The 26,900-nt window shown below is 44.2% G+C and carries 17 protein-coding genes; 11 read left to right on the forward strand and 6 right to left on the reverse strand.

Annotated elements, in window-relative coordinates:
* Positions 1-36 precede the first annotated feature (36 nt).
* A complete protein-coding gene (locus MHB71_RS25815) occupies positions 37-603 on the reverse strand; it encodes a dihydrofolate reductase family protein (RefSeq protein WP_036611741.1) in 567 nt (188 codons plus the stop codon).
* 69 nt (positions 604-672) lie between these two features.
* Here MHB71_RS25815 and MHB71_RS25820 point away from each other — a divergent pair, with 69 nt between their 5' ends.
* The 4 genes from MHB71_RS25820 to MHB71_RS25835 all read left to right on the forward strand — a co-directional run bounded on the left by MHB71_RS25820 (position 673) and on the right by MHB71_RS25835 (position 3,835).
* Positions 673-1,581 carry a YafY family protein gene (locus MHB71_RS25820; RefSeq protein ID WP_340028030.1) on the forward strand — a complete coding sequence of 303 codons (909 nt, stop codon included), beginning with the start codon at positions 673-675 and terminating at the stop codon, positions 1,579-1,581.
* 47 nt (positions 1,582-1,628) lie between these two features.
* Positions 1,629-2,555, forward strand: coding sequence for an oxidoreductase (locus MHB71_RS25825; protein WP_100526694.1), 927 nt, complete (start codon positions 1,629-1,631; stop codon positions 2,553-2,555).
* 270 nt (positions 2,556-2,825) lie between these two features.
* Complete coding sequence (locus tag MHB71_RS25830) at positions 2,826-3,095, forward strand: CD3324 family protein (RefSeq protein WP_036611734.1); 270 nt, start codon at positions 2,826-2,828, stop codon at positions 3,093-3,095.
* 185 nt (positions 3,096-3,280) lie between these two features.
* Entirely contained in the window at positions 3,281-3,835 is a 555-nt protein-coding gene (locus MHB71_RS25835; protein ID WP_340028031.1) for a hypothetical protein, read from the forward strand.
* Positions 3,836-3,884: 49 nt separating this feature from the next.
* Here the strand turns inward: MHB71_RS25835 and MHB71_RS25840 are convergent, their stop codons facing one another.
* Positions 3,885-4,745, reverse strand: a complete 861-nt coding sequence (locus MHB71_RS25840) for a GNAT family N-acetyltransferase (RefSeq protein WP_340028032.1) — start codon at positions 4,743-4,745, stop codon at positions 3,885-3,887.
* Between the two features lie 231 nt (positions 4,746-4,976).
* On the opposite strand from MHB71_RS25840, the gene MHB71_RS25845 reads away from it, so the two are divergent.
* The 5 genes from MHB71_RS25845 to MHB71_RS25865 all read left to right on the forward strand — a co-directional run bounded on the left by MHB71_RS25845 (position 4,977) and on the right by MHB71_RS25865 (position 17,006).
* Positions 4,977-5,606, forward strand: coding sequence for a hypothetical protein (locus MHB71_RS25845; RefSeq protein ID WP_340028033.1), 630 nt, complete (start codon positions 4,977-4,979; stop codon positions 5,604-5,606).
* A 269-nt stretch (positions 5,607-5,875) separates the two neighbouring features.
* Positions 5,876-8,017, forward strand: coding sequence for an ATP-binding protein (locus MHB71_RS25850; protein ID WP_338707374.1), 2,142 nt, complete (start codon positions 5,876-5,878; stop codon positions 8,015-8,017).
* Between the two features lie 4 nt (positions 8,018-8,021).
* Positions 8,022-8,720: a response regulator transcription factor gene (locus MHB71_RS25855; protein ID WP_036671783.1), complete on the forward strand. Its 699-nt coding sequence runs from the start codon at positions 8,022-8,024 to the stop codon at positions 8,718-8,720.
* 409 nt (positions 8,721-9,129) lie between these two features.
* A complete protein-coding gene (gene minD, locus MHB71_RS25860) occupies positions 9,130-9,939 on the forward strand; it encodes a septum site-determining protein MinD (RefSeq protein ID WP_340028034.1) in 810 nt (269 codons plus the stop codon).
* Positions 9,940-10,397: 458 nt separating this feature from the next.
* On the forward strand, positions 10,398-17,006 hold the full coding sequence (locus MHB71_RS25865; protein WP_340028035.1) for an InlB B-repeat-containing protein: 6,609 nt from the start codon (positions 10,398-10,400) through the stop codon (positions 17,004-17,006).
* A gap of 315 nt (positions 17,007-17,321) precedes the next feature.
* Here the strand turns inward: MHB71_RS25865 and MHB71_RS25870 are convergent, their stop codons facing one another.
* On the reverse strand, positions 17,322-17,675 hold the full coding sequence (locus MHB71_RS25870) for a helix-turn-helix domain-containing protein (protein ID WP_340028036.1): 354 nt from the start codon (positions 17,673-17,675) through the stop codon (positions 17,322-17,324).
* 153 nt (positions 17,676-17,828) lie between these two features.
* On the opposite strand from MHB71_RS25870, the gene MHB71_RS25875 reads away from it, so the two are divergent.
* Positions 17,829-18,437 (forward strand): flavin reductase family protein, encoded by a 609-nt coding sequence (locus MHB71_RS25875; protein ID WP_340028037.1) that lies wholly within the window; start codon positions 17,829-17,831, stop codon positions 18,435-18,437.
* Positions 18,438-18,573: 136 nt separating this feature from the next.
* On the opposite strand, the gene MHB71_RS25880 is transcribed toward MHB71_RS25875, so the two are convergent.
* Positions 18,574-20,442, reverse strand: a complete 1,869-nt coding sequence (locus MHB71_RS25880; RefSeq protein WP_340028038.1) for an AbfB domain-containing protein — start codon at positions 20,440-20,442, stop codon at positions 18,574-18,576.
* A 245-nt stretch (positions 20,443-20,687) separates the two neighbouring features.
* Here MHB71_RS25880 and MHB71_RS25885 point away from each other — a divergent pair, with 245 nt between their 5' ends.
* Positions 20,688-22,100 carry a DKNYY domain-containing protein gene (locus tag MHB71_RS25885; RefSeq protein ID WP_340028039.1) on the forward strand — a complete coding sequence of 471 codons (1,413 nt, stop codon included), beginning with the start codon at positions 20,688-20,690 and terminating at the stop codon, positions 22,098-22,100.
* 145 nt (positions 22,101-22,245) lie between these two features.
* Here MHB71_RS25885 and MHB71_RS25890 read toward each other — a convergent pair whose 3' ends face one another.
* Together MHB71_RS25890 and MHB71_RS25895 are read right to left on the reverse strand one after the other, a co-directional pair.
* Entirely contained in the window at positions 22,246-23,493 is a 1,248-nt protein-coding gene (locus MHB71_RS25890; RefSeq protein ID WP_340028040.1) for a TerD family protein, read from the reverse strand.
* A gap of 216 nt (positions 23,494-23,709) precedes the next feature.
* Complete coding sequence (locus tag MHB71_RS25895; protein WP_340028041.1) at positions 23,710-26,811, reverse strand: AAA domain-containing protein; 3,102 nt, start codon at positions 26,809-26,811, stop codon at positions 23,710-23,712.
* Positions 26,812-26,900 lie beyond the last annotated feature (89 nt).

The following is a 26,900-nucleotide window of genomic DNA, read 5'->3' on the forward strand; positions in this document are numbered from 1 at the left end:
TTATCACAAGAATGGTCTTTCCCCTTTTCTACTCATCTAGATATTCGAGGGTGTATCCGCTGTGCCGGTGTTCTGTACCTCATAACGAATCGAAATGATCTGTCCGAGCGTCTGGGTTCGGAGCATTTTAAATTGACTTGGCACAGTGCCTGTCGGGAATAAGGGGATGCCTTCACCAAGAATTTTGGGAATGATGGCGATTTCAATCTCATCCAGTAATTTTTTTGCTAACACAGCTTGAACCAATATGCCGCCACCCACAATCCACACGTCTCCATCAGAAGTTTGTTTTAACCGGGGAATGAGCGTATCTACCTCCTCGGTTGTAAACTGTACATGCGGAGCGGGCGGCTGTTCCGAGCGGGAAAGCACATACGTTGGGCGATCCGCATAGGGAAATTCTTCGGAAAGTGTGAGCACCTCTTCATACGTATAACGTCCCATAACAACGCTACCGATTGTTTTATAAAATGCAGCATACCCGTTGTCTCCACCATCGCCCTCCACATCAAATAACCAATCGACCGAACCGTCCAGTCTTGCGATATATCCATCCAAACTCATAGCAATGTACAAAATTGTTTTGTTATCAGACATGTTCATCGCTCCCTTCTAAAATGTATGATACACTTTAACTATGACAAAAGTTGACGTAGTTAGGATGTTGAATTCATGAATCATCGGAAATTGGCGATCATGCGCCTGATGGATTCCAGACAAAAGTTCACTGCCCGGGAATTGGCAGAACGGTTCGACGTATCGATTCGTACGATCCAGCGAGATCTGGATGCATTGCAGGCGCTGGGTTTCCCTTTGTACACAGAAGTTGGCGTGAACGGAGGATACCGGGTGTTGCCCAATCGGATTTTGCCACCCCTTCAACTGACACAGCAGGAGGCATTAGGGCTGTTTATGATGCTGGAATATCTACAGCAAGTACCGGATTTTCCATATGGATCAATGCGTGAGCATCTGGCTGAGCAATACTTCTCTACTTTGCCCAAAGATGTACAGGATCTCATTATGCGAATGAGAGAGCATATCACCTTTGTCCAACACCCTGGTGGGCATTCCGAGCCTTTAACAACCGAGATATTGGGTGCAGCGGTAGAAAAGAGAGAAATCGAATTTATGTATCATGCCCGCAGTGGTCCTAAAAAAGTACAGGTCTTTCCCTATGGCATCTACTATGAGCAGGGACATTGGTACATGCCAGCCCGGAAGAAGGATCGTGTATTGTTGTATCGGGTGGATCGCATGCAGCAGTTGGTTGTTATGGAATCAGTGGATAAATCTGTTCCAAGTCTAAAGGCATGGCTAGCTGCCAAAGAAGATAGAGCAAGCGTAGAAGTGGTGCTGCGATTCACGGAATTTGGAGCAAGGATTGCTGCGTCAGATGTGTTGTTCAAGTCAGTTGAAGGCCATGAGTGGCGCGGACTGATTCCGCCTGAAGAGTTTTCTTTTACAGCACGAAAGTTACTCTCCTATGGGCCGGAAGTGAAGGTGGTGTCTCCGCTCGAACTGCAACAGCAGGTTAGAGGGATGCTGGAACGGAGTTTAAGTCAGTATGGTGGGGGATAAAAGGATATTAGGGTATCAAGGAAGAGATAAGAAAGGTGTGTAGACAAATGAGCGAAGTTTGGACTAAAGACATCATCCCAACTGTATCTGATAAAGTAGTGATTGTGACAGGTTCGAACGGCGGGTTAGGGTATGAAACGGCATTAGCGTTAGCTGAAAAAGGCGCAAAAGTTATCCTTGCAGTTCGTAATCTGGAAAAAGGTGAAAAGGCAGCTAATAAAATAAAGTCGTCTGTGCATGTAGCTGGAGAGGTAATCGTTATGCAGCTTGACCTTAGCGATTTAGCTAGTATCCGTAAGTTCGCAGCCGCTTTTCTTGAGCAATACGATTCTTTGTCCATTCTCGTTAATAATGCAGGAATTATGAACCCTCCATTCCAGTTGACGAAAGATGGATTTGAATTACAGTTTGGTAGTAATCATCTAGGCCATTTTGCGCTTACGGGTCTACTATTGCCTCGATTGATCTCTACTCCGAAATCGAGAGTTGTCACTGTAAGTAGTATGGCAGCTCATAATGGTGCGATTGATTTTAATAATTTAGATGGCTCCAAAGGATATAATCCCATGAAGTTCTACAGTCAAAGCAAGCTAGCCAATCTGATGTTTGCGAGAGAGCTGCAGAATAAATTTAATTCCGCCCATATTGATTCCATGAGTATCGCCGCTCATCCAGGAATTTCGCATACCAATCTATTTTCCTTCGGTTCGGGGAAACAGACCAATATATTCATGCGCAGTCTTTTGAAAATCATTAGTCAACCGGCACATATGGGGGCATTACCTACCTTATATGCTGCAGCAGATCCGACGATCACGGGAGGGGAGTATATTGCTCCCAGCGGTATGGGCGGCACTAAGGGCTATCCCAAGAGCGCTAAGATCATCGAAAAATTATATGACGCTAACATTTCAAACAAGCTATGGAGCGTATCAGAAGAATTAACAGGGGTATATTACAGATTCGACGTGTAGATTTTGCCATTAGGGAAAGTAAACCTTATTATGGTATAGACAGTTAAAAGTTCTTCAGCACGAATAAGATTACTGAATGGGGGGCTACCATGATTCGATTCATAATAAATTTAACGACCCGCTCTATGCAGAGTCCATGTGATGAACAACGGCGGTTGTTTGCATAGAGCTTGAAATTCTTTTCCGCCATATCATTGTAGTGCATATCCAATGTGTTCATTGTACGACTCTGCTGCCTTAAAGATTTTAACTTTTAAGGAGTGGAGCAACGTGAAATATATTAATGCGGATACAATCTTCCCGGAAGAATTACTCAAAGAAATACAGCGTCATATCTCTGGTGGCTTGATCTATATTCCGAGGCCCAAGGATGCCCACAAGAAGTGGGGCGAGAATTCGGGTGGCAGAAGGATTGTCCGGGAGCGGAACGACGAGATCCGCCAGCTTTTTGCTGCCGGAACAACCATCGATCAGCTTGCGGATCAATACTGTTTATCCATCGATAGCATCAAGAAAATTGTGTATTGCAAAAAGGGATGAAACTATAGAAGCCATGTTCGAGCAATCGAATGTGGCTTTTTCCTGTAAGAATAAAGAATGGTTATTAAAGCTTTTTTACATATTCGAGGTTGTTAATTACGCGTACAATTCATTTGACGGTACAAGGATATGCGTTGAGAGTTCTTGAAAATAACTCCTTAAATCATCTGGTAAGGTTGGTGAATATGAATAATATGAATATAGAAGTGAAATTAACGAATAAAGACGAGGCGTATGTGATTAAAAATATGTACCCGCTATACCTTCATGATCTATCCGGACATTATGGTCTGGGTGGAGAGCATACCCCGAACGAACATGGCATTTTTGAGCCAAGTCCTGATTACAAAACGTTACAGGATCAGTATGATGTACAGAATATTTGGTGGGAAAAACCGGAGTGTCTTTATCCGTTCCTGATGATTGTGGATGGTATACAGGCAGGTTTTGCATTTGTGGTTACTCCGCCATATTGCTCACAAGGCACGGATTTCTTTGTACATGATTTCTTTCTGATGCAGCCGTTTCGAGGTGTAGGTGTTGCTGAACACGCGGCATCGACGATCTTCGGCATGTTTAGAGGAAACTGGGAGTTGTTCACCAATCCATCGGAGAAAAATAAGATTGGCCAATCTTTCTGGCGAAAAACAGTGGATAATTATACTAAAGGTAACTATCGGGGGATGTACGGGCAAACGTTCGATGGTTATAAATTGATTTTTCAATTCTCCAATATATAAAAAGAGAGACCGTCTCCCTTTGCGGAAAACGATCTCTCTCTACTGCCTTTTATAAACTACCGTTGAAATAGTGATACTCAGAATTTACTTCAAAACCAACACTGCGGTACAGATTCAAAGCACGTTTGTTCTCGGTAACAACGGATAAGCGGATATCTGTGTAACTTTGTTTCCTTAGGAGATCAACTAGGATGCTAAGCGCAGTGCGCCCCAGTTTCTGTCCCTGATAAGCAGGCAAGATACAGAAGTTATGAATAAATGCGGTTGTTGCATTAATGGAGTTGACCCGTACCAGCCCAACAGGCAGTTGATTCTGCCATGCAATATAGATGACTCGGCTGGGTTCATTCGTTTGCATAAAGTACTCGCGTGTCCAGTCCTCCGAATCTCCAAAGGCTTGGGAGGAGCAAGTGACCATAAACTCCATATCCTCGGCTTCTGCCACAGACAACGTTAGTTCAGGTGGCTCCACAACCGAAAGGACCTCATTCACAAGTTGCATCGAGTACTCCGCACGATCATAAATGGCTCCAAGGGATTGGGCAGTATGAACACCCGGAGATAAGCCCTGAGGAACGCGATAACTGAGTTGGTTAATCCCTTGTGGTTTCATATCCAGGATGGCTCTTTTCAGTAGGCTGCCGAACACACCTTGGCGACGAAAATCTGGGTGTACGATGGCATTAATATTCCCGGTTACGCCGTCGGATGGATACCAACTGAGGAGTCCTACCAAATCACCGTGGCGATAACAGAGGAGTGCATGGTCTCCGTCTTTTTTGCTAATATGGTCAAGGTCTGCTTTCAGATGAATGGAATCAAGCTGTTTACATTGTTGTTCGAGTAAAATAATAGCATCAATCTGTTCCTTGGAATCATAGATCATAGGAACGACTTGATAAGTTGACATAGCTTTCACACCTTCATTGTTGAAGGAAACACGCAGTTATTGGACCCGTAGGCGCTATCCTTCGAGAGTTGGTCCAGTTGTAATTTTGATCATCATTATTATCTCCTCCAAATCACTTCCCGATGACTATAACACAATCTATTATGAACATGATACCGAATGGATGTTATTCACTGGGTGTCTGTTCAGATGTGCCCAATAACTGGACATTATATCCTATTGAAGGGATAATTGAGAGTAATACTGACGAGAAAGGAGTTGATCACCTCGCGTAAGTTAGCTTATGTGATGAGTACGTTGTTTCTTTCATCTGTCATGATAATGGGGTGCACCCCATCTGAGTCAGCCGAGAACGTTAAAGAGACCATTCCACCAGCGACGAATCAGCCGAGTATTGTGAGCAATCAGAAGGCGTCAGCCATAGATGAGCAGCAGGCCCTCGAAATGTCGCTGGATTATAAAACAACCGAACTGACTGTTGATTATAAGGACTATGAAGATACGTTAACTGTGGAGGGTCTGCTGGCTAGAGCAGAAGTAATCAGACCATTTTTGACAGAAAGGAATTTCGAATCCAATATAGATGCGCGATTTAACAAGATTCCTTTACGTGTAGCAGACAAAGAGAAGGCTCTGCTGCATCCTGAAAATATACAAACCAAGATCAAAGATAGCAAGAGTGACTGGATTCTTGTGGAATACACGCTCGATTTGAAATTTACGGATAAGGATGGCAAAGAGTTCAAGTCCATTCCGTTATCGGGTGATATCACCTTTTTGCAGGATCAGGGAGAATGGCGCATTCAGGATGACACGTACAACCTGAAGCCCTTCACAGAAATCATCAATAATTCACTATAATGCATGAGTCATCTGTGAATCTGGCACATACAGATTGTGCTCGAATTATTCATTGCGAATAAGATCCTTCATATCAGTATGCACTTCAAAGTGTGTACTTTTTTTGTGGCGGCGCACCCAGCTAAGCGCGCGTCGTCAAAAGGGTATCATCGCGATGTTAGCTATCGACACCTGCTAGAAATTTGCAGGGTACATTCTCCTGTATTGATGATATTATTTGGATGATCAACTTACTTATTGCGCTCTTGTAGAATGGGGTTGGGTTCATCATGAGGGAGATTCTCCGAGTCGGTTCTCGTAAGGTTTGGTTGTATATCATTGCTGCTGTTATTGGTTTGGTTACAGGCTATGTCGTCCTCTCTTCGCCGGACTCTCCTAGGCTCCAAAGTGAAGAAGGTATTCTGGATTTAACGCAGGCTCAACTTAGTACGAATCCGCAAAAATTAACAGGGAAGTGGGCGTTCTATTGGCAAGAACTGCTGTCGCCTGAGGATATGCGGGTTCGTTCGGCAAGGGAAGGAAATCAGGACCACTGGATTAACATCCCAAGCTCCTGGCTGGGCTACCCGTTAGAAGGTCAGCGGCTGAGCGGTACAGGCTATGCAACCTTTGGACTGGTCGTTCATCTAAGCGAGCAGGATCGCGATGAGATGCTTGCTCTGCGGCTGCCTAGCATTTTTAATGCGTACAAATTATGGGTCAATGGCGAGCTGCTGGCAGAAGTTGGTGAGGTTGGTCAGGACAAGCACAGCATGACCCCGCAATTGGAAACAAAGCTGGTGTATTTTCAGCCTGAAAGCGACACGTTAGAGCTGGTCATGCAAGTATCCAACTTCCAACATCATCGGGGCGGCATTACCAAGGATATCGAGCTGGGTGGCAGTGACGTACTAACGACCAAGACCAATCTGAATCTTGCCAGGGATATGTTCATCACGGCAAGTTTGCTAGTGATCGGTTTGTATAATCTGCTGTTGTTTATGTTGCGACGTAAGGATAAAGCTCCGTTATATTTTGGCCTGTTTACTGTACTGCTTGGTATTCGATCCTTGTTCAACGGCGAGCTTATCTTTACACAATGGTTGCCTCATTTTCCTTGGGAATTGCAGTTCAAGATCGAATATCTGATTCTTTGCCTCAGCGGTTATATCATCACCATGTATTTTGATTGTATTTTTCCGAATTATGTGTCGCGATGGTTTCGCCTTGGCACCCGGATCGTAACTGGTGCATTCTGTATCCTTGTAGTGGTAACCCCTGCAATTATATATACAAAATTTTTGCTGGTAATCGGTGTGATGGTAGTTCTACATATGATTTATCTGATGATCGGGCTGGTTCAGGCGGCTGTGCGACGTATGGAGGGAGCGCTGATCTTCCTGCTGGTGTCGGTGGTTACTTTGGTCACGGTTGTCAACGATTTTTTGTATTTTAACGGATGGTCGCTAGTTGGAAATACATCTCCGCTTGGCTTATTGATATTTACGATCGCGCAGCTGATTCTGCTGTCTTCGCGATCTACGAGGACGGCATCGAACGAAGAGAGAATTACACGTGAATTACAGTACGTTAATGACAAGCTGATTGAAATGAATATGAATCTGGAACAGACCGTTCAGGAGCGAACACAGGCCTTATCTACAGTGCATGATGATCTCCAAACCTCGTATGACCGACTGCTTCACTCCGAGCAAGGGAGGAAGAAGCTACTTGCTTATATTACGCATGATCTGCGTATGCCGTTGTCCAGTATGCTTGGATATGTAGAAGCTATACAGGACAGGGTCAAGCCGGAACGCAATGAACAATATCTGAAGTACATCCGGGAGAACACGATAAGGATTAACCGTATGATCGAGGAGTTGTCCTTCTTGTCTCATTTGGAGACTGGACAAGTCTCGTACCGAATGGAGCCAGTTCAGATGATTCCTTTCTTGCATGGTTTTTTTGAACAATATGAGTTGGTAGTACGCGACGCAGGATTAGACTTCATACTGGATATCGGAGATGCCGAGGATAGACGATCTATTTTGCCAGTTGTCGAGATGGATGCGAAAAGAATAGAGCAGGCTTTATTTAATCTAGTGTCAAATGCCATGAAGTTCACCTCCAGCGGGGGGCTGGTGCGTATTGCACTAGTTGTGGAAGTGGTGAATCATGCTCCCCATGCAGTCATTAGCATACAGGATTCTGGAATGGGGATTCCTCCGGATCAGCTTGAGCAAATCTTCGAACGTAATTACAGATATGATCGGCCGGGAATGGGCATAGAGGGCAGTGGACTGGGGCTGGCAATTTGCAGGGAAATCGTACAAGCGCACGGAGGAATGGTTCGAGCGGAGAGCGACGGCAAGATGGGGGCGACATTCTATGTAACGTTTCCTTGTACGGTGATTGAAGGAAAGGGGTGATGAGATGGACACGCACAAAATCATGATCGTTGATGATGATCCTCATATATGCGAGATTGTGCAGGTGTATTGTGATAGGGAGGGATTTGTCTCCACCTGCAGTCATAGCGGGTCAGAAGCGATGGAGCTGCTTGCATCGTTTGAGCCGGATTTAATTATACTGGATATATTGCTGGCTAATGAAAACGGTATTGACTGGTGCAGGAATGCGCGTAATCTCACCAGTGCGCCGATTGTGTTTCTGAGCAGTCAAGAGGAAGACGAAATAAAAATTAGCGCATTATCCTATGGCGGGGACGATTATGTGACCAAGCCGTTCAGTCCGGGAGTGCTCATGGCCAAGATCAAGGCTCACCTTCGCAGAGTGTCGACGGGTAGAAGGGAACAACTGCTGGAGTTACCGGGTTTGACACTGGATTTCTACACGCAGTCCGTCAACATGGGAAGTACATCTATCTCTTTATCGAAAAAAGAATTCAGTCTGCTGTCCTATATGGCACAAAACGTGAATCGTGTCGTCAGTGTCGATACGTTGTTTCAAATCATCTGGGGAATGGAAAGTCTGGAGGATACGAGAACGGTTGCTGTACATATCAGTAATTTACGCAAAAAAATTGAGTCTGACCCTGCCGACCCCGAGCGAATCATTACGGTTCGGGGTAGCGGATATATGCTGGTTTCTAACAGTACGTCACAAGCATGAATATAGCAGTAAGGGTGGTAGTCTATTATAAATGGGAAAATGGCGTTGGAGCAGTACCTGACGCTATTGGCCCATTTTTTGTTCTTTCCAATAGCTTCGTAATCGACTCAAGATATTGAATCCCTCAACACCAGTCTGCGCTTTTCCATCCTCGTCAAAATGATGTGCCATCTCTCCGAAAAATTAAACGTTCCAATACGCACGGATTTAAAGTTTTCTTTAGATTTCTCAAGTAGGATAATCCATCATGATAAAATCACTGTGGTCGATATAACGACATATTTCATCAAATTGCAACTGATTATTAGCTACGAGGACGTTACATTCAAGCCGGATCAAACGATAATACGTGAAGAAATGGTTGTCTTGCTGTCCCGCATTAGTACTTGAAGAGAAGGAAGTGGCTCCGATGGCACGAGTTATATGTATCACATCAGGGAAAGGTGGAGTTGGCAAGACAACGGTCACGGCTAATCTCGGGACTGCCCTTGCCTTATCGGGGAGCAGCGTTTGCCTGATCGACGCTGATTTTGGATTGAGAAATCTGGATATTCCGCTTGGTTTGAGTAATAGGGTAAGGTATCATATTTCTGATTTTCTGACGGGTCAATGTGCTTTACATCAAGTGATCGTCAAAGATAAGCGAATCAGTACCTTGTCCTTTATCTCCTGTAGTAACGACGCGGTGCATCACGATGATCCGCAAGTTTTTGGCGAGGTTGTACAGCAAATAGCCCAGGGCTATGATTATGTGCTGATCGATTCGCCGGCAGGCATTGAAAATGGATTCTGGAATGCGGCTTTGGCAGCAGATGAGGCTATTGTCGTTACTACACCTCATCGTACATCGCTTCAGGACGCGGATCGCGTAATCGGATTATTAGAAGATATGATTCCGGCTCCGCCACAGCTCATCATTAATATGGCCGACGGACAGGAAGCCCGTTCGGCAACGGTAAAGATGCAGGATATGATCGATATTCTCAATATCGGTGTGATTGGCGTGATCCATGCCGATGTAGAAATTATACGTTCCGTACATAAGGGCATCCCGATTGCGCTTAATCCCGAGTTCGAAAGCGGGCTGCGCTTCAGGCATATCGCCCACAATGTGGCGAAGAATCAGCAGGAGCCGTTTATCTCATTGAAACCCAAGAGGCATATTAGTGTTTTTTCACTTCCTCCAAGACTGCGTTGGGGGAAGAACAGTTCGTTATAGTCGCTTCTGGTAGATGAATCGTTGAGAAGAGAATCATCTGGAATGGATTGCAGACTAGCTTAAGAATTCATGAAAAATAGTGGTGTGGGAGTTACCTTCCCTACGCCGCTATTTTTTGATGTCATTGATGTTCTCACTTGCGAGTGGTTGCTTACTTAAAGTTTTCTTTATAATTCACAAGCGCCCCTATCTCGCATGATAAAATACGGAAGAAAAAACGACATAATTTGCTGTGTCGGTGTCACAATTCGACTGCAACTGATCAGAAAGGTCGGTGAACGAATTCAATCTGTAAATTTTTTTCGCTTGATCTCCGCGTGTCGAGCGAACTGACTTGCAGGAGACCAATGATCCCGATCTGGGTCAGTGGTATCCGCTATTAGTCTGGCTTTGTTGATTAGCTTGATTAGAAACCAATTTTGGATGGTCTTAGTTTGATCTATACATAGAAGGGATGAATGAAAGTGAAGAAAGTAAGACAGGGATGGAAGGTGAGCCGGCAGATCCTAATGTGGATGCTGGTGATCAGCTTAATAGTTTCTGCCGTGCCCCTATTACCAGCGCAATCGGCAGTAGCGGCTGAACTGCCGATGCAGAAGACAAAAGTAATCACATCCACTGGATTCCAGGATGTGAGTCACACCGACTGGTTCTATGATGCAGTCGTCCATGTGCAGGAGAAGGGCATATTCAGCGGAACGAACGCGAGTAGCTTCTCTCCTAAGGGGACAATGACACGTGCCATGTATGTAACGGCACTTGGACGGATGGCCGGAGTCGATGTGGGGGCGTACTCCACTTCGAGCTTTGCCGATGTACAGGCGGGCAGCTGGTATGCGCCATATGTCGAATGGGCGGTTAAGAAGGGAATTACCGATGGCACGGGGGATCGGAAATATTCGCCGGATGCTACCGTATCTCGGGAGCAAATGGCGACGATGACGTTGCGGTATTTCGAAAGCGAACAGATCCCTTATCAGACCGAGAATCCGGTCACGACAGAGCCGGGCGATCTCTCGGATGTATCGCCTTGGGCGGCTGACGCGGTCATCAAGCTGTGGCAAGCCGGTGTGTTCACCGGGGACGAAAAGGGGAACTTCAATCCGCGTGCGCAAGCGACTCGCGCGGAAGCAGCGGTTCTCTTCATGCGCAACAACGCGGTTGTAGAGGCGTGGAAAAATCAGAATCAAAAGCCGGTGACACCGACATCGCCAGTGACACCAACACCGACATCGCCGGTGACATCAACGCCAACACCGTCACCCGGCAGTAATAGCGGTGGCGGAACGCCTGGAGACAACGAAAGTAGCCCTGGCGCCGGTTCCACTGCGTATACGCTCACGTTTGAGAGCAACGGAGGCACGGCAGTTGCTGCGCAGACGGTACGAAAAGGCCAGGTGCTAAATAATCTACCTGCTCCAACAAAAGAAGGATATATATTTCAAGGGTGGTTTGTGGATAGTGATCTTTCACTCATCTTCGCAAGTGGCACTACCTTGACTGCGGATACGAAGTTGTATGCGAAGTATACTGATAGCATAGATCGTGCCGTACAGAGCGTACCAAGCTATTCGGTACTGGATGTCGCGCCGAACTTCACCATTAAGGTGCAGGATTCATCGGGCAGTCTAACGGAATCCCAGGTCAAAGAGGGGATGAACTTCGTGGATACGGCGAATCCCGAATTCGAAGGGGTTACCGTCTCTGGCGGGAACGGAGTTTTCACGGTATCGTCAGCAGCCGAAAATGGCAAGTTCGTTGAAGGTAACACATATCAACTTACGTTGACGGATGACAGTTTGTCCTTCCAAGGCCAAGACGCGACGACAAGTATTTATGTATTTAGCGTTGCTAAACAAGAAGTCATGAATGTTCCGCTCAATCCGAACATGATCTACATTCCGTTCACGGATGTCACGGATATGGTGATAAATGGAGCAGATGTCGATTCGCCCGCGATTTCAGTCGTTACTACGACGGTAGGCGGCGAAAATGCACTCGCCGAAGTGAATGCGAGTAGTGGAACGTTCAAGTACACCGGAAGCACTGGCACGGTGATTCAAGTTGGTGATACCGTAGCCATCTATGAGGGAATTAGTCCCAAACTGCGCACAGTCGAAACGACTGGTGAAGACGATGGTGATGTGGCCTATGTCCAGATCACGTCGGTAGATGGAAGTGTCTATACCTATGATCACGCAGATGCCAAACAAGTGTTGCTCAAGCCAGATGTGCTACCGGTGAGCGTAGAGGCAGATACGGATGGAGATCCCAGTAACCACTCCATCACGGTAGATCATACCGCGATGAACTACAGCGACGGCCTGTACGAGCCCTTTGGTTTGGATCAACTGACCACGGTCGATGTGGGAGACTTTATCGGGTTCTATGAAGGTGAATTCGCCGAAGAAGGTTCTAAGGTAACCGGTTATGGACGCATTACGTCGATTACGCCTGAGGCGGAGATGGACGTCATTACGTATACCGATGCCACCATTGAAGATATTGAGAATGTCTTCAACATCTATCAGAAGCAAGCAATTGACGGCGACGATCTGTTGTCGGAAGAACAGATTGCACAGCTCGAAGAGCAAATTGAGCAGCAAGCGAGAGACAGCGGATTCGTCAATGAAGCCGCGGATTATCTGTCTGACATCGCCATGGAGACAAAGGAAATTCAGGAGATCAAGGCTCAGTCCTCCCTAGCGTCCGGTAAAGGGAGCCGGGTAAGTGTGGAGAAGCTGACCGTTGTTGCTTCACTCGGCACGAGGCTGAAGAATATTGACGGCCGAACCTCAGGCGTAAGCGCTACATTACAAGTGGGTGCTGATATTGTTGTTAATATCAATGAAGACAGCGATCTTGTCATCCATATGACGGGTACATTCGTTCAGGAGATGAGTCTGGACCTCGGTATCAATGGGGATATGAAAGGGCACTGGCTGAAAAAGTGGGGGATTCCTTACTGGTACAGCATTGATGATTATGTAATTACGGCGAATCTGGATGCTTATAGCTATACCGGGATGAACATCACGGCAGAGATAGCTCTCGTTGAACACGATAAGTTAAATGATGCACTGAATGACTGGGTGGGCGAGAAGAACGCTGGCAGGTTGGGCAAGGTTCAGGACATTGCGACACAGATTAAAGCGGTAATGGCGGGTGTGCAAGATACTGCCGTAGATGCGGAATCGTTGAAGGAAAAGTATCAAGAGATGTTGGAGCAAGACACGGAGTGGGTTCCGTTAATCAAGAAAGAGCTCTTTGAAAAGAGCGTACGCGTGGCTTTAGGTATTGTGGAAGTCAAATTTGAAGCGGAGTTTGTGGTCAGCGCCCAAGTGAACCTGACGGTGGGAGCAGATTTCTACTATAAGATGGCCAAGCGCTACTCGGTTAGCTTGCGCGTATTGAGTTTTAGTGGTTCGAGCAATACGGTCAGCTTGCCTGGAGACGGAGATTACCAATTTACCTTCTATGTAATGGGGACGATCGGTTTACGAGCTGGTATTCATATGGAGGTCAAAGCGGGGATTGGAAGCGTCAAGTTGAATAGTATCGGGCTTGCTGTAGAACCCGGTGTGTATGTGAATCTGTGGGGCTACTTCTACTACCAGATGAAAAACATAAGCGGAGTGCGGTCCACCCAGTCTTTAGGTGCCCTGTTCGTCGAGATTGGCATCTATTTGGAGGTCGAACTCGGCGCTCAATTAGGTGATGGCGGGCTTTCCGGCGGCGTAGAGCTGGTCGATGAAGAGTGGCCACTGTATACGATAGGGGAAGAAAAGAACGTCTACGACTTCGCCTATCCACAGGATGATGAGCTCGGGTTGCTCTTCAGGGGAGATGCTGACTCTCGCAATTTACCAGAGTCATTTTTCAAGATGGATACTTTAGATTTGAAAACAGGTATAACTACGCAAGAAACATATGATAGTTCACAATTTGATATTCAATTAAGCGGTGATAACTTCAGATTTTTGCTTGATAAAAAAGGGGTACAAGTTAGAAACAAGACGATTCCATCGAGTGCGGCTAAATTAGTTATTACTTGGAAGGGAGCGCCGATGTCATTCACGTCAGCTCCGATTCAGCGTACGATCCCACTGAACTGGATTAAAAGTGCGGATGGTGATCTTACGATCGAATTCGATCCAAGCAATGGAGAACCATCTGAGATTGTAACTGCTGCCTTTAATGCAGCAATTCAAGTGAAAAACAAAGTCCCAGTAAATCCGGGATATACTTTCGATGGCTGGTATACTTCTGCCTATGGTGGTACAAAAGTGGACATTCCCAATCGGATGCCTACAGGTATTCCAAAACTGTATGCACATTGGATTGTGGACACAGACACACCGTACAAAGTCAATCATTATTTGATAGATGCAAACTCACAGAAATTATCTGTGCTTACGGATTCCGAAACGCAGACGGGAACAACAAATACAGAGATTCGTATAACCTCTAACAAATATAGGGATCGTGGCTATAATGAAGTTGTAGTAAAAGGTATCTATATTAAGGGCGATGGTTCGACGGTTGTTAATATTTATTACAAACCGATAAGTCGGACATTAACTTTTAATTTAGGTTATGAGGGAGCACCAGAGGGTAAACTAACGGATCTAATTTATAAAAATATCGTTAATCGAATTCCAGTTCCGACAAGAACGGGATATACGTTTGCAGGTTGGTCACCGAATGTCCCAAATACGATGCCAACGGATAACGCCACCTATACCGCAAACTGGACAGTCAGGGATGATACGCCTTACAAAGTCGTATACTTGCAGCAAAATATAGGGCATCCAACCTATACGGTTGTAGATGAAGAAACGCATCGGGGTATAACCAATACGAGGGCAATCCTGCCTAAAGAATCACTCAGGTCTTATGAAGGATTCACGGTAGATACAGCTCTTCCGGGAACTGTGTTAGATGCCGATATTGCGAGCGATGGTACAACGGTTCTAAGGGTGTACTATACGCGTAATATGTATAAGTTGACCATAGATTACAATGACCTGAATACACCTGCAAAGGAGATCGATGTACAATACGGATCAACGACTTCATTACATTTCGGTAATCCAACTTGGGCAGGTCATGAATTCAAGGGGTGGTCATCTGTCCCAGCGGTAACCATGCCTGCACAAGATATCGAGTATATCGCTCAGTGGGACATAGACCAGCATACTGTCAAATTTAACAGTAATGGTGGAGTGGAAGAAGTTCCTGATCAAACATTAGCTTATGGAAAAACTGCCATCGAACCAGCAACACCAACGAAGAAAGATCATGCGTTCGGAGGTTGGTACAGCGACAGTGATCTTACAAAAACCTACAATTTTGCAACGTCAGTGACGAGTAACATTACGTTGTATGCGAAGTGGATGCGTGGTTATACGATGAGCATCAACAGTAATGGTGGGACAGAGATATCCGACCAGGCGGTCTACGAAGGAACAAAACCTGCGGCACCTCAACCACCAACGCGTGAGGGATATGTGTTCGGAGGTTGGTTTAGCGACAAAGATTTGACAAAGGCATATAATTTCACAACCGAAATTGTGAAGGGTGATATCACCTTGTATGTGAAATGGGTAGTTGCTCAAAAAACGCAGTATAGAGTTCGCTTCTTTGATGAACAAAAGACTGAGCCAATCGATCAGTTGGTAACTGAAGGTGGTGTGGCAGTGGCACCTGAGCCACTAACAAAACCAAATCATACGTTCTTGTTCTGGAGAGATAAAGAGAAGCGGAATGAAGCATTTGATTTCACAACACCAATAATGAGGAATTATGAGATACACACGGCATGGATACTGAATAACTATGAGGTAAGCTTCATAAGCGACGGCAAGAAGTTGAGTGGTCAGTCCGTTAACCATCAAGAATCGGCTAAAGAGCCTTCAAGGCCAACGCGCGCAGGTTATGTGTTTAAAGGATGGTACAGTGACAGTGATCTGACGATACTCTACGATTTCAGGACTCAGGTGACGAGTGAGATTTCGTTGTATGCGAAGTGGATGCCTGAGTTCACCGTGAGATTTGATAGTAAAGGCGGCTCAGCAGTAAATGCCGGGACAGTGGAGTATAATACTAAAATTGCGGTGCCTGCATCTCCGAAGCGGACAGGTTATAAATTCGGCAATTGGTATAGTGATGAAGGTTTGACCAGTGTCTATAATTTTGAGACACCGGTAACGACAAATTTCACGTTGTATGCGAAATGGACACCCGTCTTCACAGTAATCTTCGACCATAAGGATGGTTCAGCGGTGACAGATCAGCAGCCGGTGCTGGAAGGGGAAGTGGTTTCTGCACCTGCCGCACCACAGCGAGAAGGTTATACCTTCATCGGTTGGTATAGCGATGAAGATTTGACCAATGCTTATCATTTTGAAACACCGGTGACGACGAACATCACGCTGTATGCAAAATGGAAGGTCTTATATACAGTATCTTTAAGTTCATCACAGGAATTGATCCGACAGACAGTGGCAGAGGGCGATATGGTTACTAGACCTGAGGCCTTTCCTCCACGAAGTGATGGATGGATAGTCTACTGGTGGTACGTAAAGGGTAAGCCTTGGGCAGATGCTTACAATTTCGAGACGCCAGTGACAGGAAACTTTGAGTTAGACGCATATTATGGACGTCCCTATACGGTGAACTTCGAGTCTAATGGTGGTTCAGCGGTGGCTTCCCAGATCCTTGGAGGTATAGATAAAGTCAAAGTACCTGAACCTCCAGTGAAACCAGGATTTGTGTTCGAAGGTTGGTATAGAAATAAAATATTTACTACAGCATATGATTTTGAATTGAAGATTTCAGATTTGGGAATCAGTTCTACTACTTTGCCGTTGTATGCAAAGTGGCTGCCTCTCGACAATAATGAGACCATCAATAATGACATGAATTTTTTAACAGATGATAAGACGGTGGCGGAAGACAGTGTTGTTTCACTAGCTTTTAAATCAGTAATGGATTCCTATATATATGATGGTTGGTATGCAGACCAAAAGAGAACGATTCCCATGAACTTTATGAAATACCAGTGATGTCAAAGCCCACGATATGCGAGTTTTGGGATCATACATGATATATCCCGATAGACAAATCAAATCATTCGTCATTAGATCGTATGTTCCAATTTTGTAGAAAATTTTGGTAACACAGAATGTGAAACAAGACTGTCTTATATGGCACTAAAAAAGCAGGTGAAGAAAAACAAATTGTTTTTCTATACCTGCTTTTTTTATTAATAACTCAACCTTTGGTGCGACCAAGCTTAGGTTGCGAAGTTTAGCAGGTGGAAATCCTGCTTGGGAAGCATTGTTCTGGATGAAGCCCTTCGCACTTATCAACCCAATTCACTATATTTCATGCAGCGTTTGTGTCTCCGGCACATGATGCACACCCCACTTGCAGATTTCTTCCAGAATGGGCATAAGACTTCTCCCTCGTGGGGTTAACGAATACTCCACCTTCGGCGGGGTTTGATCGTACTCAACTCGTTTTATCACGCCTTGACGTTCCAAATCGTTCAGTTGAGAGGTTAATACCTTGTACGTGATTCCGGGTACACGCCTCTTGAGTTCTCCGTAGCGTGTGACCCCATGAAAGGCGAGTTGGTACATGATCTTCATCTTCCACTTCCCGCCGATAATGGATAGGGTGTAGTCGAATGGGGTGAGTGTTTCCGCTGGGTTTTTACTCGGGTTATCCATCACGAATAAGCTCCTTTATGCAGGTACGCACTTCAAAGTGCGTACTTTTTTTGTGGTGAACAAGTGTATATTCTTATACCAACTATATGTTTACCATGGGGCTTTGTAAACCGAAGGAGCTTCTGTTGGAATGGGGAAAAGGAGCGAGTGTCATTGGAAAAAAACAATGTATTTGAGTTTGCAACAGGTGATATCACCATCGATGAAATGTATAAATTGATGATCGGTTCCGTGGTACCACGGCCTATTGCCTGGGTTTCTACGCGAAGTATGGAGGGTGTGCTTAACCTCGCTCCATTTAGTTTTTTTACCGTTGCTTCACGCAATCCGGCGACGCTGCTCCTATCCATTGGGCCTGGTGTAGGTGAGAGAGAAGGAACAGTGAAGGATACACTCGTCAATATACGAGAGACGGGAGAGTTTGTGATCAATGTAGTTCCCGCTGTACTTGCAGCGTCCATGCAGCGTTCGTCAGCAGATGTAGCGTCGGAAGAAGATGAGTTTGAACTGACAGGCGTTACACCCAGAGCGGGCATACGTGTAAATGTACCTTCCGTGCTGGAATCTCCGATTGCTTTTGAACTTACGCTGGATCAGGTCATTCAAGTGGGTACAGATCATCTGGTCCTTGGAAAAGTAGAGCATGTACGAGTGGATGCAGAGGCGTATGCTGGCCGTTATAAAATAGTAATTGAGAGCTGGCAGCCACTAGCCAGTCTGGCTGGAGATTACGCCCTAATGAAACCTGCATTTTCAGTATGAGAGGGAGGTACGAAATGTATATCTGAAAAGGTGTAAAACAGAAAGAGCCGTTTTTTCAGTTAATACTCCTGAAAAAACGGCCTTCTCCAAAATCTACCCGAGATGTAGATGCTAATCTTATCTCCAATTTATGTGTTTAGAAATTGGTTCGCCCAAACGTGGCATCACTCTTCACAGTTGCGCTGCTGGCTGCATTTACAGCATCCAACTGCAAAACATAATCATAATGCCGGATGTAATATCCGGGCTGACTGTACGATTGAAGGGATACTTTGGTGCTGTCAGCCCAACCAGGGCTGCTTAGGAACGTAGCATCTCCCTTATAGGCTGCAGTGTCCGCATATGCTTCAAGTACAATTTTGTTGCTGGTATTGCGCTTCAAAAAGTAACCCGGGAAGTTGATGGACTCCAGTGATATTCCCGTGGAGCTGGCAAGACCCGGTACGACGCGGAACTGGGAATCCAGAACAGGGGAGACGTTGGCATCCACGCGAGCCGTGTAATTGGCATGACGGATGTATCGATCCGGAACGTTGTGTGAACTGAACCGACTGTAACCTGTGGCTTCCGGTGTTGCAGGACCCAACATTTTGACCTCGTGCAGGGTTGGGGTGTACCAGTTACCCGGATTATTCCACAAGACCGCGTTCACCATATTAATCCGTACATAACGGGCTGTGAAATGCACAGCATCTGTTGTAAAGCCATAGGTCAGATTGTTGGTGCGATCCAAGGTGGAGTAATTGACTCCATCGTTGCTAATTTCAATTTTGTATTTGTAGTACCCTTCGGAACCTTTATACATAAACCAGGACGTGTCGATCTCGGTGATCGTCTTTGGTGCGCCGAAGTCCACCTGCCACCAGGCAGGCCAGCTATTGGAGGAAGCCACCCATGAAGTCTGGTAGTTGCCATCATTGACGTTGGATGCAGACGAACCGGAGGCTGTGGAGCTGGCGGTAGCTGTTTTGCCTTGTGCATGATTGACGAGAGCAGGCAGTGTTACTACACCTGTTACTGCATCAATATTCCATGTGGTATACCATTCCAGTGATGCTGTTCCGTTCGAATCATTCAAGGTTAGTGGCAGCCAGATATGTTTGTGCTCTCCGAGGTTCATCGGATTCCAGCGATCCGCCATGTAGATGAAGGATGTGGTGTTGCTGCCTGTAATCGTGGCAATATCGTGAATCTGCGAACCGAAGGCAGATGGATTGCCATATGGCGTAAGCGCAGCCCATGGACCCGTCATGGAAGTTGCTGTAGCATAAGCGCCCTGATTCGGATACCAGCCAGCGGCTTGAGAGGTGAAGAGGTAGTAACGGTTTCCTTTTTTCACAACAGCAGGTGCTTCACGGTAGGCGTTCTCGAACAGCCAGCCCTCGAAGGACTGTATTCCGGTGTAACTTGCATTCATTTTAAAAATAGCCATCGTATCATTGGCACCGCCATTTTTGCGTGAAGCAGTAACCAGATAACCTGTGCCATCTGTATCAACAAAGACGGTCATGTCACGGGATTCATAATTCAGCGGGCGGAAGCTGCCCTCATAGGTGAATTTGCCATTCGGGGTATTGCTTGTTGCGACCGCTACACGCCCGAGGTTGTAGTCTGTACCGTTCTCATAGTGTGCCCAGAGCACATACTGATTGGTGGAGGCGTTATAGATGACTTTGGGGCGTTCGATCTTACTGGAGGCCAGCTCGGTTGCGGAATCTTTCGTCAGGATGGCGTTGCTGAAAGTCCAGTTCTTCAGATCGGTGGAGGTGTAGACGTTCACGCTGTCGAACCTGCCACCCACTGCATGTTCACCGTACAGATAATACGTCGAGCCTACCTGCAGAATGTTGCCGCTGTTCGCATGGATGGGGTTGCCTGCGGTATCGAGCCAGTCGGTACCGTTGGTTATCGTGACACTTGCTGCGCTTGTTCGTTGAGGATGAAGTCCAAACAGGGTGAACGTGAGTGCAAAGACCAGAAACCAGACGGCTTTCCTGTTACCCATTACATACACCTCCCGAAAGATATCAGATTAAATGTAGCGCTTTCATTTATATTGTAGTTCGGCTAGACTCTTTTTCAAGTGAACAATCCATCCATTGCTGAACAAACCTTCATTTCATCGTGGCTGAGCGGTGAGAGCGGAGGAAATGTTCCTAAATATCAAGTACGATGATGTAGAGAGAACCAGGTACACACGTTAAAATAAAGCTAGACTGAATTCACATCATAGTTGGAGGGTGGACCGTCATGAACAAGTTTATTGTAGATGAAGACCTTCAAGTGATATTGCAAAATGAAGAAGATGGAACCAGCACTCCGATTAAGGGAGGCATTACCGCTCAGGATTTTGAAGTCATCTCTACATATCAAAAGGGATGGTTGACCTTCGCTTATCTGCGTGATCGTCAGGGAATATGGTGGTTCAATGCCTGCAAGAACAAGGCTAGTTTGTTCAGCAAGGATGCGGAAGCTTTTCGTGTGATCGATGAAGATTACTGTTGCGACTCTCAGTACGTCTATCTGGAAGATCAGGCCGTGCCTGACTCCGATCCGAACAGCTTCCGGCTGTTGCCGGATACGCCCTACTTTGCTCAGGATCAACGTTATCTATATGTGAAGAGCAGCCAGCATTTTCATCTATTTGAGGATATTGATACGAACTCTGTGATTGCTCATCACGACTATTGCACCGACAAGGACCATCTGTTCCATCTGTCCAGCTCTCTTCGTTATGCGAATGGGGAAAAGGATGAGGTGAGGACATGGCTACAGGCACATCATCCCGACGTACATGGCTGGTGGCATGTGCATTATGCCCACAGTGCAGAGGGCCATACGCAGATTACAGGGAACTGGTATGAGACGGCGGCGTCCATTTTTTATAGAACAGAATGGGGCGGTACGTATCGTCGAGAAGCGAAGGGCGTGCTTAACCTTGTTCGTGGAGCGGACAGGTCTACCTTTGAACCGCTGGACGAGCAGTTTGCACGGGACCGGGAACGTGTTTATTTTCAGTGGCGTACTGTAAAAGGAGCAGACCCGGATACGTTCCAGCCGCTAGGTGGGCCTTTTGGTCGTGATGGCAAACACGTGTATTACAACGGTTACCGTGTCGACGAGGCAGATGCTCGGCAATTTGTAGCGTTTGCCGGGACGGAGCATCTTGGACTTTCCAAGGATCAGCAACATGTGTATCGTGCCGAGGTTATTCGGACAAGTCAGCCCTTCGGTCATCCTGACGATGTGCTTCAGATCATCAAGGGGGCAGATGCAGCGATGTTTGAGTTAATAACGCCTTCCGGCAGTTGGGCGGTGGATGCCAATCGTGTGTATCTATGGGGTAAACCGAATAAACATATCGATCGAGCCAGCTTTACACATCTATTCGATGCTGATCCCCAGAGTTGGGCAATGGACCAGAAGGGTCTGTATAATGCCAATGGCAACCGTACGGTAAAAGGTATCAACGGAAGTACATTTGTCATGCTGAATCAATATTGGGGCAAAGACGACCGTGTGGTGTTCAGCTTTGTGACGGGTGGGGTTTATAAGTCGGGAGATGCAGCGACGTTTATGGTTACGGATGATATCGGGGGCGCCGAAGATGCGCTATTTCGGTATACGGTGGAAGGCGGTACAGTGCGGAAAAAGAAGAGGTGAATCGAACGGTAAGATTGCGTGTTCAAAAAGACTGGTTTTCAGTACCTAAAACAGCCGCGGTCTAAGACTTTACTTCAAGTCATAAACTGCGGCTGTCTTCATTTTAGGGTGAGTCTACTGTTACTAATCTGTATCTCCAGATAAACTATTTATAATTATTTAGGGGGCCTTTATCCATTTCAACTTCTACCATCTTTGAAGATCCCATCTTGAGCTTAGGTCTAAACTCTGAATCCGGTTTACTGTAAAGCTCCAGTGGGCTAATAATTACTCCATCTGGTGTATTATGAAGAATTCCGGGCACACAGGTATAAATCCGATCGTTATTATTTGCATTCTTAGCGGATATCGTAACGGAGGTTCCATTCAGATTATCTATACTCATGGACACCTTGTATCTGTAGAATGAGCCTGATCCATTGGACTGAGCTGAATAAACCACAGGAACAACTGCAAGAATATCATCGTTTAACCTTAATTTAATAACTTCTGTCTTCGTTGATTGGCTGCTTCTTCCAACATCACCCATATGTTCAACTATCCCTTTACCATAACTTTTGAGGGGTGGGGTTCCTGCCGCTCCAAACATTGCTACATCGATCTGCTCACCATTCTTTGTGTAGACTAAAGCGTATATATCATAATCTGTCCCAGTCTGCCAAGATACAGTCGCTGTAATTTCCGGTGTTTTATCAATGATAACGGATTTCTGCCCTTTAACCAGATTGATATTTCCCTTTACCTTTTCGAGGTTTATCGACGATACGGTTTGTTTACTATTCTTATTTTCAGGAACTGTTACAGTTGGATCAGGTTCTGTTGTTATTGAATTTTGAGTAGTCTGGGGTTCGGAAAGTTTGTTCTGCTCATCCGCTTCAACCTCAACACCGTAAAGTTTACATAACCCTTCAAGCCCGGAATCAAATCCACGCCAGATTGCTTTTGCTTTTGTCTGACCATTCCTTAAATATAATTCCAATACGACAATTCCATTTTCATTGGTGAAACTGGATGGGGTTAACTGAATAATCGTCTTTCCGCTATCGATCTCTGCTGTTAAATTCTTTACATTTGAAAATCCAGTGCTGTTATCCTCTGTAAGGGTTATAGCTATTTTGGTAATACCTTCAGGAACTTTACTCATATCAAAATTGATTTTATGTACTTTTGTATTGCCTACTAGCTCAGATGGCATGAGGGTAGCTACACCTGATGAAGTTGTAGGTTGATTATAAAATATGATTCCACTATCACCTTGTACTCTATCCGAATCCGTTAAAAGGAATGCTGTTAAAGAAATATCTATCAAATTAGAAATTTCATGGCTAATTATAACGCTACCTTTTGCAGCACTCAGGGTTGTGTTTGCTCCCATTTGAAGAAACTGATTCATTTAAACCACTCCATTCTATAACAGTTCTTAATATAAATAGACTCTTTAATAGTGCCATTAAATCAATACATACTCAATAATTATTAGGCAGAGTGAGGTACTCTGCCCGCTTTGAAGTTATATTATCTACGGTAACAGGCATTTTCATAGAAAGTAACTCAAGGAAACCCCTGTTCCACAAAAATACTGTCACTTTTGGTACAGCGTAGGATCATTTCAGACCACAACATTGTTATAGTCGTCAATAATTGAAATCGTTTTATTTGCTACTTCACTACCGAGGGAGGCATACAATTTCTTATCGCCAATAATATAAAATTCTTTTTTTGCTCGTGTAGCTGCAACATTCATCATATTTGGAACAGAGACAGCCCATCTTGCCGCCCCACTGCTATCAGAGTCAGCCCCAAGAACAAAGTAGACAATCTTGGCCTCTTTCCCTTGAAAAGTATGAACAGTTCCAATGTTCGTTGTTTTTCCATTTTCTCGTTTTGTGAAGTTAATTCCATCTAATACTTGTACAAGTTTATTAGCCACATTGCTAAATGGGGTGATAACATAAATTTCATCCGCTAAATTCGGGTCTTCTTGCAAACGTTTATCAATTAGACTTTTCAGTAAATCAGCTTGTTCTTTAACAAATTTATCATTTGCTTTCCCCGTTGAGTCATACCACCGTGATTTACCTTGTGACTCATCTTCTGATTTACCTTGTACCATCAAATCGTCATACGATATTTTATTTGAGATCGTAAACATCGGATAGTCCGAACGTCTGTGCACCCAAAGAGGTATACCAATCCATTCATCCTCATTTTTTTGAAAACCATACTGACTTGTGGCATCTACAATGGTTTGAGTAGAAGCATCAGCAGAGACAAATTTTTCATCAACTTTGTAAATTCTTCCGATCAAGGTCAGCACATTTGAATCTAACGTCATTACTGGTTGTATTTGTGATGGATCGCCGACCACCATAACCTTTTTGCTTCTATAGATTGCGCCAACACTAGCTTGAGGTAGTGCTTGACCAGCCTCGTCTATGAATAGATTGCCTATTGAGTTTTCATTAAGATTTTTAAACATTCTCCCAAAACTAGCAAAAGTCGTGCTGATAACAGGGATAGCCAAATTCAACCATTGCCATGATTCCGAAATTAACTGAAGTCCGTTCTCTTTTCCAATGTATTCAGACGGTTTGCTCCAGATAATCCTCGCGGCCTTCAAACTCTTTCTGTTTTCATACAGAAATTGCTTTCTAACTTTTAAAGCTGAAATAAACAACTCTGATTGTAATTTACGAAATTGTATTGTAAACCATGGGTTAGACTTTTGAAGTTCATCATAGGATAGTGAAAAATCTAGTTCCTTAATGCCACTTTGAGATTTGAGGTTTTCCAGTACTGCAATTTCTTGTGCCAATTTTCCTAAAGCGTTATATTGAGTAGTCATCCAACGTTCGAAGTCTGCTTTTGTGTCCCGGGTTTGTTTTTGAATATGCTTACTTTTTGTAGCAGTTTCTTTTAACCTATTTTCGAGTCGGATGCGCTCATTCAACCATTTCGTTTTTTGTTTAGCTAGATCATTTAAATGATCATTCGCATCATTCAGATTTTTGAAGTACCGCTCAACTTTGGGTCGATTAAATATTTTATGAAACCACAAAGGACTTGGTTTTTGTGAAGTGACTACATCATAATTTCTTTTAGCTTGAGCTTGTGGATCGATTAGGTTTTCTATCTCAATAGAAGCATTCGATAAATCATCTTGAAGATTTAAACTTTCTTGTCTCAGTCTTTCAAATTCACGCGTCGCTTCTGCTTCTTGTGTGATTAAACTTGTTCGTTTCTTTTTTTCTTCTTGTTCAAAAGCAATATTTTGCTTGGTATGCTTAGTTTTTAATTTTTGAAGTGAATGTATTTTCTCGCTATAATCCTGCATTTTTTCTCTTTCAATTTTCAATTCCTTATAGAGACGGGAGAATTCTTGATATACACCTTCACCTGTACTGGATTGATAATTATCTTCTAGATCTTTCTCAATTGCTTCTATGCTTAAAAGTAACTTGTTCACATTTGTTGACGCGCCACCCTCTAACGAGAATACACCCCAATTCTCCTCGTCTAAAGTTTCCCTTTTAATCTCACGATTTTTTCCGAAACCTTCACCGGTTAGTTTAGAATTAGATATATCTTTGAAATAATCTGCTTCATCCAATTGCTTTTGAAAATCGTCAGCAATCGTTTCTTTCTTTGGTAACTCCTTAACAATGTTTTGGACTGCCCCATTGTTTGAACTTGCAACAACAATATTTTTATCTGAAATGGAGGATGGTAAAATACCAATTTTAGCACTTTGCCAATAAACCAAACTTCTTTTTATCGTTTTATCAGAAAGTTGCACCATTTCCACTGCCTGTTGAACCACCAAATCAGCGAAAATATCTTTTAACAGAGTTGTTTTCCCTGTTCCTGGAGGACCATTGACACTACGAATCTCATTTTTATCGTGTAATGCTAGATTCACCGCAACCTGTTGCATGAATGAGAGTGCAAAAGCAGGGTTACTTGGAAAACGTCCTAACGGGTAATATTTAGGTTGTAAACTGTTTGTCTCAAAAATTTGTGAGTTAAAATGAATTGACTTTTTATTTCCATCTAAATTCTGCCTGAATCCCGAAAAACCATTAAAATAACGATCTAAATTTTTAGTAGTGATTACCTTGGCTTTATTCAGATCTTCAATAAAAAACGAATGTAAATTTACTTCTCCATTATCTAAGTTTTTCACAAATGCATAGCGAAAATTATTAGTGGAAACATTATACTTTTGCAAAAGTTCAGAAATGGCACTGTTAAATCCATCTTCAAATTTACTGTTCAAATCTTCTCTAAATGAGTTTTCAAATTTCGAAAAATCTTCTGGTAAATCACCATATTGGCGGATATAACCGCTCATGGTAAAGAATAATTTGTCTGCTATAAATTCTAATTGGTTATCAAAATATATAGCGAAGGTGAATTTGTCAGATTTACTAACTTCTTCGTGGGTTTTTTCGATCTTGTGCTTCTCCCTCAATATTTCAACAACCTCTTCAAATTCGAAAATATCAAAATATAATACTAAACCCGAATTTTTATAGATCTTATCTTCTACATTTTGTTGTTTTTTTTGTTTAATTAAAAAGTCTGAAAAAAACGTATTCCAGTCTTCTTCCATGGTATGTAAGAGCTTTAGCGGTTTTTCTTTCTTAATAGATCCTTCGGATAGCTGCTCTATCGTAATCCAAGCATTTAAAATATCTTTCTTTTTATTCATGTTCTCCCCCCATTATCATCTGAAGACAAAAAGAAAAGCTCTTCAACCTTAGAGAGCTTCATTACACTAATGTACCAATCATTCATATA

Source organism: Paenibacillus sp. FSL H7-0940, assembly GCF_037979415.1.
Classification (GTDB): Bacteria; Bacillota; Bacilli; order Paenibacillales; family Paenibacillaceae; genus Paenibacillus; species Paenibacillus amylolyticus.

Coding starts and splice junctions, on each gene's coding strand:
- MHB71_RS25880 (WP_340028038.1), bottom strand. CDS start 20,442: ATGGGTAACAGGAAAGCCGTCTGGTTTCTGGTCTTTGCACTCACGTTC.
- MHB71_RS25855 (WP_036671783.1), top strand. CDS start 8,022: ATGGACACGCACAAAATCATGATCGTTGATGATGATCCTCATATATGC.
- MHB71_RS25895 (WP_340028041.1), bottom strand. CDS start 26,811: ATGAATAAAAAGAAAGATATTTTAAATGCTTGGATTACGATAGAGCAG.
- MHB71_RS25820 (WP_340028030.1), top strand. CDS start 673: ATGAATCATCGGAAATTGGCGATCATGCGCCTGATGGATTCCAGACAA.
- MHB71_RS25865 (WP_340028035.1), top strand. CDS start 10,398: ATGAAAGTGAAGAAAGTAAGACAGGGATGGAAGGTGAGCCGGCAGATC.
- MHB71_RS25840 (WP_340028032.1), bottom strand. CDS start 4,745: ATGTCAACTTATCAAGTCGTTCCTATGATCTATGATTCCAAGGAACAG.
- MHB71_RS25815 (WP_036611741.1), bottom strand. CDS start 603: ATGAACATGTCTGATAACAAAACAATTTTGTACATTGCTATGAGTTTG.
- MHB71_RS25825 (WP_100526694.1), top strand. CDS start 1,629: ATGAGCGAAGTTTGGACTAAAGACATCATCCCAACTGTATCTGATAAA.
- MHB71_RS25870 (WP_340028036.1), bottom strand. CDS start 17,675: ATGGATAACCCGAGTAAAAACCCAGCGGAAACACTCACCCCATTCGAC.
- minD (WP_340028034.1), top strand. CDS start 9,130: ATGGCACGAGTTATATGTATCACATCAGGGAAAGGTGGAGTTGGCAAG.
- MHB71_RS25885 (WP_340028039.1), top strand. CDS start 20,688: ATGAACAAGTTTATTGTAGATGAAGACCTTCAAGTGATATTGCAAAAT.
- MHB71_RS25890 (WP_340028040.1), bottom strand. CDS start 23,493: ATGAATCAGTTTCTTCAAATGGGAGCAAACACAACCCTGAGTGCTGCA.
- MHB71_RS25850 (WP_338707374.1), top strand. CDS start 5,876: ATGAGGGAGATTCTCCGAGTCGGTTCTCGTAAGGTTTGGTTGTATATC.
- MHB71_RS25835 (WP_340028031.1), top strand. CDS start 3,281: ATGAATAATATGAATATAGAAGTGAAATTAACGAATAAAGACGAGGCG.